Below are 10733 nucleotides of genomic sequence, written 5' to 3'. Positions count from 1 at the left end.
CTCTTCGGCCATGGCGTTGAGGCGCACCGTGTGCGTACCGACCTTGGCGAGCAGCGGGATGGCCTCGGCCACCAGCTTGGCGGCGGCGACGATAACGCCGCCCATTTCCTGCATCAGCGGGTCGAATTCCTTCTTTTCGAACAGTCTTACCGTCTTGACGGTCTTGTGCATCATGTCGATGGCGTCATCCATCGACTGGATCAGATCCTTGATGTCGCCGCGATCGAAAGGCGTGATGAAAGAGCGCCGCACGGCAAGCAGGACTTCCGCCGTGATATGATCGGCCTCGTCCTCGAGTTCGACGATCTTCTGGCACCAGCGGTCGATGTCCTTGCCCTGGAGAAGCTGCTGCAGCGCCTCCGCGCCACCGACCACCGTACGGGAATGGCGCTCGAACAGGTCGAAAAAACGATCTTCGCGTGGCAGCAGCTTACGGAACCAGCCCAGCATTGTCGATCTCCCGGTTTCATCCCCATAACGCCGCATCGCCTCAGAGGGAACAGTAAGCCGGCTCAAATATGTGGATTGAGCGCCCCGACCGCCGGGCCCGGTCAATCGAAGGCGAGTTCCAGACGCCTTTCGGCCTGGGCGACGACCCGGCATTTCGCCTCGAACCGATCCGCCCTGATGGCCAGCACAAACTGGCCGGGAATGCCGGCGATATTCGAAACGTCGATGGTGGCGCCATCCTCGCCGAGACTGCGAACCGTGCAGTCGATGGTCGACATGCGGGCGTTGAAGACGATCTGGCCGGCCTTCAGCACCCTGCGCCGTGGCCGCGCCTGATCCCCCACGGGGGGATTCCACGCCGTGGTCCGGTTGCGGCCGGCGTGTTTCGAGCGATACATAGCCGCGTCAGCGCGCTCGATCAGCTCCTGCAGGCTGCTTGTCGCGGGATCGAACGCGGCGACACCGAAGCTCGCGGTGACCCGTATCTCATCCGTGCCGTGCGCAAGCCGCATGGCCTCGATGGTGCCGCGCAGCCGCTCGGCGGATTCAAGCGCGCCGTTGCGGCCGGCGTAGAGAAGCACCGCGAATTCCTCGCCGCCTACGCGGCCGAATATGTCGACGTCCCGCAAGATGGCGCTGCATTGCCGGGCTACACCAGTCAGAACCTCGTCGCCCGCGGCATGGCCGAAATTGTCGTTGACCGATTTGAAATGGTCGACATCGAAGACGATGCAGGAGAAGTCGAAGCGCTGCCGCTGCGCCAGCGCAAAGGCCCTGCCGCCCTGATCGATGAACGCGCGGCGCGACAGCACACCGGTCAGCGCATCACTGGAGGCATGCTGGCGCAGTTCCAGCTCATCCATGGCAAGATCGGCAAAATCCTGGAGGATTGCGATGTCGCGGTCGTCAAATTCCCTCGGCGCGTAGCCGATCGCGCAGACGCTGCCGATGTTGTGGCCATCCCGGCTGCGCAAAGGCACGCCTGCGTAAAAGCGGATATGGGGATCGTTCGTGACGAGGGGATTGCCGGCGAAACGTGGATCCTTCGTCGCGTCAACGACGATCAGCGGCTCGTCCTGAAGGATCGTGTACTGGCAGAATGTGTCCTTGCGTGCGACTTCATTTGTCGCCAAGCCCTCGCAAGCCTTGTACCATTGGCGGTGCCCGTCAATGACCGAGACGATGGCGATCGGGACATCGAAGACAGTCTTGATCAATCGCGTAATGCGGTCGAACGACGCTTCGCGCGGCGTATCCAGAATATCGAAACGCTCGACAGCCCGAAGCCGCGCCGCCTCGCGCAGGTCGGCAGCGGAAGGCGCTTGTATTTCCGGCGGATGCTCCTGGAGCATGCGAACCAACCTATCTTCGGCGCCCCTGCCGCGATACCCGCATCGACCATGATGGCAAGCCAAATATTATCAATTGGTTATTGGCTGTTGCCACTATCGGCTGCCTCATCCACGATGATTAACGAGTGGCTGAGCGGCGCGACGTTGCAGACACGCGAAAAGGGCTCGCGGCATGATCGACAAACTCGAATTCTTCATCGCACTGGCCAAGGAAGAGCATTTCGGCCGGGCGGCGGAAGCGTGTGGGGTCACCCAGCCGACCCTGTCGGCCGGCATCAAGCAGTTGGAGGGTCAGCTCGGCGTCATGCTGGTCAATCGCGGGTCGCGTTTCCAGGGGCTGACGCCGGAGGGCAAGCAGGTGCTGGTCTGGGCGCGCCGCATCGTCGGCGATTCGAGGACCATGCGCGAGGAAATGCGCGCGGCGCGCCATGGTCTTTCCGGGCGCATCCGCATTGCCGCCATCCCGACGGCGCTGGCCATGGTGGCGCGGCTGACGACGCCGTTTCGCGAAAAGCACCCGGGTGTCACCTTCTCGGTGCTGTCGCGCACCTCGATCGAGGTGCTGTCGCTGCTCGGCAATTTCGACATCGACGCCGGCATCACCTATCTCGACAACGAGCCGCTCGGGCGGGTGACCAGCGTCCCGCTCTATGACGAGCGCTATCAGCTGATCACGGCGGTCGGAAACCCCTATTCCGACCGCGACAAAGTGACATGGGCCGAGATCAGCCAGTTGCCGCTCTGCCTTTTGACGCCGGACATGCAGAACCGCCGCATCATCGACCAGCATCTTGCCGAGGCCGGCGTGCAGGTGCGGCCGACGCTCGAATCCAACTCGATGATCGTGCTGTTCTCGCATATCCRCACCGGCAAATGGTCGTCGATCATGCCGCTCAACCTCGCGGAAACRTTCGGCTTTTCCGAGCCGATCCGGGCCATTCCKATCGTCGAGCCCGAYGCCAGCCACACKGTCGGGCTGGTGGCCACGCCGCGCGAGCCGCACACGCCGCTGGTGCAGGCGCTGCTGGACGAGGCGATGGCGCTGGCAGACGATTTCCGCACCCATCGCTAGGGTAGAGAAAGGCGGCTGAGCGGGCTTGATAGAAAATTTCTATCAAGCGACGGATCAGCTTTATTGATTTCGCGGGTTTCCTCTGTTTTTGTAACGACTTAGCGCTAGAACGCTACCGACCAGGGAGGGCGCTGCATGACGATGCAGCCTGCAAGTACCGAGATCGCRTCGCGCACGGCGGCGATCATCCARGAGCTKAARGRCCTCGAAGGYCCGCTGCTGCCGATCCTCCACGGCATCCAGGAAGAGTTCGGCCATGTGCCGCAGGCCTCGCTGCCGGTCATCGCCGAAGCGCTGAACATCTCGAATGCCGAAGTCCACGGCGTCGTCACCTTCTACCATGACTATCGCAGCCACCCGGCCGGCCGGCATGTGCTCAAGGTCTGCCAGGCCGAGGCCTGCCAGTCGATGGGTTCGGATGCGGTTGCCGCCAAGCTCAAGCAGCTGCTGGGCATCGGCTTCCACGAAACGACCCGCGACGGCCTGGTGACGCTGGAGCCAGTCTATTGCCTCGGCCTGTGCGCCTGCGCGCCCTCGGCGATGCTGGACGGCGAGGTGATCGGCCGCCTCGACGACGAAAAACTCGAAGAGATCGTCGCGGAGATGCGCTCATGATCCCGCGTATCTACATTCCCGGCGATTCCGGCGCGCTGGCGCTGGGTGCAGAAAAGGTCGCCAAGGCGATTGCAAGCGAACTCGCCGAACGCGGCATCGAGGCAAAGATCGTGCGCAACGGCTCGCGCGGCGCCTATTTCCTCGAACCCATGGTCGAAGTGGCGACCGAAAAGGGCCGCGTCGCCTACGGGCCGGTCAAGCCATCCGACGTCAAGAGCCTGTTCGACWGCGGYTTCCTCAMSGGTGGCCATCACAAGCGCTGGCTSGGCGCGCCCGACAAGATYCCGTTCCTGGCCAAGCAGACSCGSCTGACCTTYGCSCGCTGCGGCATCAACGACCCGCTGTCGCTCGACGCCTACAAGTCGCTCGGCGGGCTGAAGGGCCTGCAGAACGCTGTCGCCATGGCGCCGGCCGATGTCGTCAAGCAGGTTACCGAGTCCGGCCTGCGCGGCCGMGGCGGCGCCGGCTTCCCGACCGGCATCAARTGGAAGACGGTGCTCGATACGACCGCCGACAAGAAGTACATCGTCTGCAACGCCGATGAAGGCGACAGCGCCACTTTCGCCGACCGCATGATCATGGAAGGCGACCCCTTCGTGCTGATCGAAGGCATGGCGATTGCCGGTGTCGCCACCGGCGCGACCAAGGGTTTCGTCTATATCCGCTCGGAATATCCGCATGCGGTGGCAATGATGAACAAGGCTGTCGAGGTCGCCCGCAAGGCCGGCGTGCTCGGCGTCAACGTGCTGGGTTCGCCCAATGCCTTCGACATCGAAATCCGCGTCGGCGCCGGCGCCTATGTYTGCGGCGAGGAAACCTCGCTGTTGAACAGCCTGGAAGGCAAGCGCGGCGTGGTGCGCGCCAAGCCGCCGCTGCCGGCGATCCAGGGCCTGTTCGGCAAGCCGACGGTGATCAACAACGTCATCAGCCTGGCCTCCGTGCCCATCATCATGGACAAGGGTGCCGCCTTCTACAAGGATTTCGGCATGGGCCGCTCGCGCGGCACGATCCCGATCCAGATCGCCGGCAACGTCAAGTTCGGCGGCCTGTTCGAAGCGGCCTTCGGCATGACGCTGGGCGAAATCGTCGATGACATCGGCGGTGGCACGGCAACCGGCCGGCCGGTGAAGGCAGTACAGGTCGGCGGGCCGCTCGGTGCCTATTTTCCGCGCGCGCTGTTCAATACGCCGTTCGACTATGAAGCCTTCGCCGCCAAGGACGGGCTGATCGGCCATGCCGGCATCACCGTGTTCGACGACACCGCCGACATGTTGAAGCAAGCGCGCTTTGCCATGGAATTCTGCGCCATCGAGAGCTGCGGCAAGTGCACGCCCTGCCGCATCGGCTCGACGCGCGGCGTCGAGACCATCGACAAGATCGCCGGCGGTATCGAGCCGGAAAAGAACATCGCGCTGGTCACGGACCTCTGCAACACGATGAAATTCGGTTCGCTCTGTGCGCTGGGCGGCTTCACGCCTTACCCGGTGATGAGCGCGCTCAACCATTTCCGCGATGATTTCAAGCCGGCGCCTGTCGCCGAAGCAGCAGAATAGGAACCTCGCTATGGGTCTCATTCAGGAAATCGACTTCGGCACACCGGCCTCGACCTCGCAGAAGCAGGTGACGCTAACGGTCGACGGTTTTTCGGTCACGGTGCCGGAAGGCACCTCGATCATGCGCGCCTCGATGGAGGCCGGCATAAAGATCCCGAAGCTGTGCGCCACCGACATGGTCGACGCCTTCGGCTCCTGCCGGCTTTGCCTGGTCGAGATCGATGGCCGCAACGGCACGCCCTCCTCCTGCACGACGCCGGTGGCGCCGGGTATGGTCGTGCACACCCAGACCGGCAAGCTCAAGGACATCCGCCGCGGCGTGATGGAGCTCTATATTTCCGACCACCCGCTCGACTGCCTGACCTGTGCCGCCAATGGCGACTGCGAATTGCAGACACAGGCCGGTGTCGTCGGCCTGCGCGACGTGCGCTACGGCTACGAAGGCGACAACCACGTCTTCAAGAAAAACGACGGCGCGGAAAACTTCAAATGGATGGCGAAAGACGAGTCCAACCCGTACTTCACCTATGATCCGTCGAAGTGCATCGTCTGCTCGCGCTGCGTGCGCGCCTGCGAGGAAGTGCAAGGCACCTTCGCGCTGACCATCGAGGGCCGCGGTTTCGGCAGCCGGGTGTCGCCCGGCATGCACCAGCTGTTCATCGATAGCGAGTGCGTCTCGTGCGGCGCCTGCGTGCAGGCCTGCCCGACGGCGACATTGTCGGAAAAATCCGTCATCCAGATCGGCCAGCCCGAGCATTCGATGGTCACCACCTGCGCCTATTGCGGCGTCGGCTGCCAGTTCAAGGCCGAGATGCGCGGCGACGAGCTGGTGCGCATGGTGCCCTACAAGGACGGCAAGGCCAATCGCGGCCATAGCTGCGTCAAGGGCCGCTTCGCCTACGGCYATTCGACCCACAAGGACCGCATCCTCAACCCGATGATCCGCGAGAAGATCACCGACCCCTGGCGCGAAGTGTCGTGGGAAGAGGCGCTGACCTATACGGCAAACGAATTCCGCCGCATCCAGTACCAATATGGCCGCACCTCGATCGGCGGCATCACCTCGTCGCGCTGCACGAACGAGGAAACCTATCTGGTGCAGAAGCTGATCCGCCAGGGCTTCCGCAACAACAATGTCGACACCTGCGCCCGCGTCTGCCACTCGCCGACCGGTTACGGCCTCGGCCAGACCTTCGGCACCTCGGCCGGCACGCAGGATTTCGATTCCGTTGAGCACACCGATGTGGTGATGGTCATCGGCGCCAATCCGGCGGCAGCGCACCCGGTATTCGCCTCGCGGCTGAAGAAGCGGCTGCGCAAGGGCGCCAAGCTGATCGTGCTCGATCCGCGCCGCACCGAGATGGTCAAGTCGGCGCATATCGAGGCCGAGTATCACCTGCCGCTGAAGCCCGGCACCAATGTCGCCGTCGTCACCTCGCTGGCGCATGTCATCGTCACCGAAGGCCTGTTCGACGAGAAATTCATCCGCGAACGCTGCGACTGGGATGAATTCCAGGACTGGGCCTCGTTCGTGGCACTGCCGGAAAACAGCCCCGAAGTCGTCGGCAAGCTCGCCAATGTCGACCCGGAATTGATCCGCGGTGCAGCAAGACTCTACGCGCGCGGCGGCAATGGCTCGATCTATTACGGTCTCGGCGTCACCGAGCACAGCCAGGGCTCGACCACCGTCATCGCCATCGCCAACCTCGCCATGGCCACTGGCAATATCGGCCGGCCGGGCGTCGGCGTGAACCCGCTGCGCGGCCAGAACAATGTCCAGGGCTCCTGCGACATGGGCTCGTTCCCGCATGAATTGCCGGGCTACCGCCACGTCTCGGGCGACGCGGTGCGCGACATCTATGAGACCCTGTGGGGCGTCAAGATCGACGACGAGCCCGGCCTGCGCATTCCCAACATGCTGGATGCCGCCGTCGACGGCTCCTTCAAGGGTCTCTATGTGCAGGGCGAGGACATCTTGCAGTCGGACCCCGACACCAAGCACGTCGCCGCCGGCCTTGCGGCGATGGAATGCGTCGTCGTGCACGACCTCTTCCTCAACGAGACGGCGAATTACGCGCATGTCTTCCTGCCGGGCTCGACCTTCCTCGAGAAGGACGGCACCTTCACCAATGCCGAGCGCCGCATCAACCGCGTGCGCAAGGTGATGGCGCCGAAGAACGGCCTGGCCGACTGGGAAGTGACGCAGAAGCTCGCCCAGACGATGGGGCTGAACTGGAACTACCAGCACCCGTCCGAAATCATGGACGAGATCGCCATGACGACGCCGAGCTTCGCCAAGGTTTCCTACGAGTATCTGGAGAAGATGGGCTCGGTGCAGTGGCCCTGCAACGACAAGGCGCCGGAAGGCACGCCGATCGTGCATGTCGACGGCTTCGTGCGCGGCAAGGGCAAGTTCATCCGCACCGAATATGTGGCGACGGACGAAAAGACCGGACCGCGCTTCCCGCTGCTTTTGACCACCGGCCGTATCCTCAGCCAATACAATGTCGGCGCGCAGACGCGGCGTACCGACAACGTCATGTGGCACTCGGAGGACCGGCTGGAGATCCATCCGCATGACGCCGAGAACCGCGGCCTGCGCGATGGCGACTGGGTGCGGCTGACCAGCCGCTCCGGCGAGACGACACTGCGTGCGCTGCTCACCGACCGGGTGTCGCCGGGCGTGGTCTACACCACCTTCCATCATCCCGACACGCAGGCCAACGTCATCACCACCGACTTCTCCGACTGGGCGACCAACTGTCCGGAATACAAGGTCACGGCCGTTCAGGTCGGCGCCTCGAACGGACCGTCGGACTGGCAGCGCGACTATAATGAGCAAGCCGAGCAGAGCCGCCGCATCGCGACGCTGCAGGCAGCGGAGTAATCTTGGCCGCGCGCCGCAAAGCAACGACGCAGATATCGCGGCTGGCGCACCGCGCCAGCGGCACGGCTGCTGCGAACCGCATGGTGCCGGAGGAGACGCCGGTGGCATTCTCCTTTGCCGGCACGACGCATGCGGTGATGATGGCGAGCCCCGCCAATTTCGAGGATTTCGCACTCGGCTTCTCGCTGACCGAAGGCATCATTGCTGACCCGCAAGAAATCGAGGCGATCGAGGTCGAAGATCATGGCGCCGGCATCGACATCCAGATCCGGCTGAAGGATCAGGCCAATACACGCTTCGAGGCGCGACGGCGCAGGCTGGCCGGCCCGGTCGGCTGCGGGCTCTGCGGCATCGAATCCATTGAGGAAGCGATGCGTTCGGTCGATGCGGTTGGTGTGTCAAAGCTTACGCTTGATGCCGACGACATCGTCCGCTCCGTCAAGCTGCTATCGAAGGTGCAGCCGCTGCATCAGGAAACCGGAGCCGTACACGCCGCCGGCTTCTATATTCCCGGCAAGGGCGTCGTCATGGCGCGCGAGGATGTCGGCCGCCACAACGCGCTCGACAAGCTGGCCGGCGCGTTGGCCAAAGCCGGCATCGACGGCGCCTCGGGCGCCGTCGTGGTGACGTCGCGCGTGTCGGTCGAGATGGTACAGAAGACCGCCTCTATCGGCGCGGCCTTCATCATCGCCGTCTCGGCGCCGACGGCCCTTGCCATCCGCACCGCAGAAGAAGCCGGCATGACACTGGTGGCGCTGGTGCGCGGCGATGATTTCGATGTTTTCACCCACCCCGACCGGGTGGTCTTGGGAGTTGCCCAGCATGTCGCATGACGAAGACCACATCACCAGCACGAGCGAAAAGCTGGTGCGCATGGCCAACCAGATCGCGKCCTTTTTTCACTCGCGGCCGCGCGAGGAGGGCGTTGCGGGCGTCGCCGAGCATATCAACAAATTCTGGGAGCCGAGGATGCGGCGGCAGTTCTTCGAGCTACTGGACAGCGGCGACAAAGGTTTTGACGAGCTCGTCATGGTGGCCGCGGCTAGGATCAAGCGACCGATCACGCCGGCCGAGGCCGATCTCAAGCTCGGGCTCAAGCCCTCCCCGGCCGACGTCGCCGCCTCGCAAGAGTAACCGCCGACGGCCGCGCGGGCTTATATTCCTCTCCGCTAAAGTTTGAGCTGCCGCAATCGACGCGGCTCTGCTATGTTTGACGATCAGAAATCGTCAGGCCGGGCGGAAGAACCTCGTGAGGCCGATCGAGACCCGATATGCCCTCAGTGGCGATGTGCGGATCGCCTATCAGGTGGTCGGCCAGGGATCGTTCGACCTCGTCTTCGTGCCGGGCTTCATTTCCAATCTCGACCTGCATTGGGAAGACGAGGGCTATTCCAGGCTGTTGAAGCGGCTTTCGGCGTTCTCGCGGCTGATCCTCTTCGACAAACGCGGCACCGGCCTTTCCGACCGTGTCGATGCGCACAACCTGCCCAGCCTCGAAACCCGCATGGACGATGTGCGCGCGGTAATGGACGCCACCGGCAGCGGCCGTGCTGCCCTGCTTGGCGCTTCCGAAGGCGCGCCGATGGCAATGCTGTTCGCCGCCACCTATCCAGAGCGGACGCGGGCACTGGCGCTCTATGGCGGCTATGCGCATTTCCACAAATGGGTGATGCCGCCGGACCGCCTGGAGGCCTTCATCGCCACAGCCGATACGGCCTGGGGCACGGGCGCCACCTTGCCCAATTTCGCGCCGGGCCGGGTCGACGACGCGCATTTCACCCAGTGGTGGGCGCGTTTCGAACGGCTGTCGGCGAGCCCGACGGCAGCTGCAGCCTTGGCACGCATGAACGCGGAAATCGACGTGCGTGGGATACTTTCGGCGATCAGCGCGCCGACGCTGCTCATCCATCGCCGCAACGATGCGCGGGTCGATCCAGACGCCAGCCGCTTCCTGGCCAGGAAAATCCCGAATGCGCGGCTGGTCGAGATCCCCGGGCGCGACCATCCGATCTGGACCGGCGAYGTCGACCGCGTCGCCGACCTGATCGAGGARTTCCTGACCGGCGAGCGCGCCGTCACCGAAGCGGATCGCGTGCTGGCGGCTCTTCTGGTGACGCGCATCTACGATACGACGCGGATGGGCGACCGCATGTGGAGCGAACGCAGCGAGCGCTTCCAGGAAACCTGGCGGTCGCTGGTCGGGCGCCATGGCGGCCGCGCGCTGGGTACGCAGGGCGAAATGATGATTTCGCGCTTCGATGGGCCGGCGCGCGCGATACGCTGCGCGGCGGCACTGCGCGAGGCGGCGCAAGGGATCGGCGTGGCCAGCGCGCAGGGCGCGCATGTCGGCGAGATCGAACTGCGCGGGCCGCCCGTSGGGCTGACGGCSCGGGTGACGATGCAACTCGCCGCSCACGCCAGCCGAGGCGACATCCTCGCGTCGCGGCTGGTCGCGGATCTGGCAACCGGCTCGGGCCTGCATTTCGAAGACGCCAGCCGGGTCACGCTGGACGACCTGGACGAGCCGATGGCGCTGGTGCGGGCAATGTCGGAGCAGCATCTGGAGCCCGACTGCCGCGCCAGGACCAAAACAACCGAACCGGCCGTGCTGACGGCGAGGGAAAGCGAGGTGGTGAGCCTGATTGCCGACGGCAAGAGCAATGCCGCGATCGCCGCCGAACTCAGGCTGAGCGAGCACACGGTCAAGCGCCACGTCGCCAACATATTGCTTAAGCTCGACCTGCCATCGCGAGCGGCGGCGGCGGCATTTTCCGCCAGGCACACTGGCCCGGACGGGCCATGAG

9 protein-coding genes are annotated in these 10733 nt (G+C 64.2%); 7 read left to right on the top strand and 2 right to left on the bottom strand.

From position 1 onward, the window contains the following. Both AC1DX0_RS23500 and AC1DX0_RS23495 read right to left on the bottom strand, forming a co-directional pair. A partial coding sequence (locus tag AC1DX0_RS23500; protein ID WP_477357014.1) for a DUF47 domain-containing protein occupies window positions 1-450 on the bottom strand: 450 nt, incomplete at its 3' end. 101 nt (window positions 451-551) lie between these two features. Then, a complete protein-coding gene (locus tag AC1DX0_RS23495; RefSeq protein WP_477223124.1) occupies window positions 552-1802 on the bottom strand; it encodes a sensor domain-containing diguanylate cyclase in 1251 nt (416 codons plus the stop codon). Window positions 1803-1974: 172 nt separating this feature from the next. Here AC1DX0_RS23495 and AC1DX0_RS23490 point away from each other — a divergent pair, with 172 nt between their 5' ends. The 7 genes from AC1DX0_RS23490 to AC1DX0_RS23460 all read left to right on the top strand — a co-directional run bounded on the left by AC1DX0_RS23490 (window position 1975) and on the right by AC1DX0_RS23460 (window position 10732). After that, the gene (locus AC1DX0_RS23490) at window positions 1975-2874 is read left to right on the top strand and encodes a LysR family transcriptional regulator (protein ID WP_477357012.1); all 900 of its coding nucleotides are present in this window, start codon (window positions 1975-1977) and stop codon (window positions 2872-2874) included. A gap of 135 nt (window positions 2875-3009) precedes the next feature. Beyond that, window positions 3010-3489, top strand: a complete 480-nt coding sequence (locus AC1DX0_RS23485) for a formate dehydrogenase subunit gamma (protein ID WP_477357010.1) — start codon at window positions 3010-3012, stop codon at window positions 3487-3489. After that, window positions 3486-5042 carry a formate dehydrogenase beta subunit gene (locus tag AC1DX0_RS23480; protein WP_477357008.1) on the top strand — a complete coding sequence of 519 codons (1557 nt, stop codon included), beginning with the start codon at window positions 3486-3488 and terminating at the stop codon, window positions 5040-5042. The genes AC1DX0_RS23485 and AC1DX0_RS23480 overlap by 4 nt, the downstream gene beginning before the upstream one ends. Window positions 5043-5052: 10 nt before the next feature. After that, the gene (gene fdhF, locus AC1DX0_RS23475) at window positions 5053-7929 is read left to right on the top strand and encodes a formate dehydrogenase subunit alpha (protein ID WP_477357006.1); all 2877 of its coding nucleotides are present in this window, start codon (window positions 5053-5055) and stop codon (window positions 7927-7929) included. Between the two features lie 2 nt (window positions 7930-7931). Beyond that, window positions 7932-8762 carry a formate dehydrogenase accessory sulfurtransferase FdhD gene (fdhD, locus tag AC1DX0_RS23470; RefSeq protein ID WP_477223129.1) on the top strand — a complete coding sequence of 277 codons (831 nt, stop codon included), beginning with the start codon at window positions 7932-7934 and terminating at the stop codon, window positions 8760-8762. Further along, complete coding sequence (locus tag AC1DX0_RS23465) at window positions 8752-9063, top strand: formate dehydrogenase subunit delta (protein ID WP_477357004.1); 312 nt, start codon at window positions 8752-8754, stop codon at window positions 9061-9063. The genes fdhD and AC1DX0_RS23465 overlap by 11 nt, the downstream gene beginning before the upstream one ends. 115 nt (window positions 9064-9178) lie before the next feature. Further along, window positions 9179-10732 (top strand): alpha/beta fold hydrolase, encoded by a 1554-nt coding sequence (locus AC1DX0_RS23460; RefSeq protein WP_477223131.1) that lies wholly within the window; start codon window positions 9179-9181, stop codon window positions 10730-10732. Window position 10733: the final 1 nt, after the last annotated feature.

The sequence above is a fragment of the Mesorhizobium sp. P3_A9 genome (assembly GCF_056402975.1).
The sequence above is the reverse complement of the archived record's forward strand: the minus strand, read 5'-3'. Positions and strand labels throughout refer to the sequence as shown.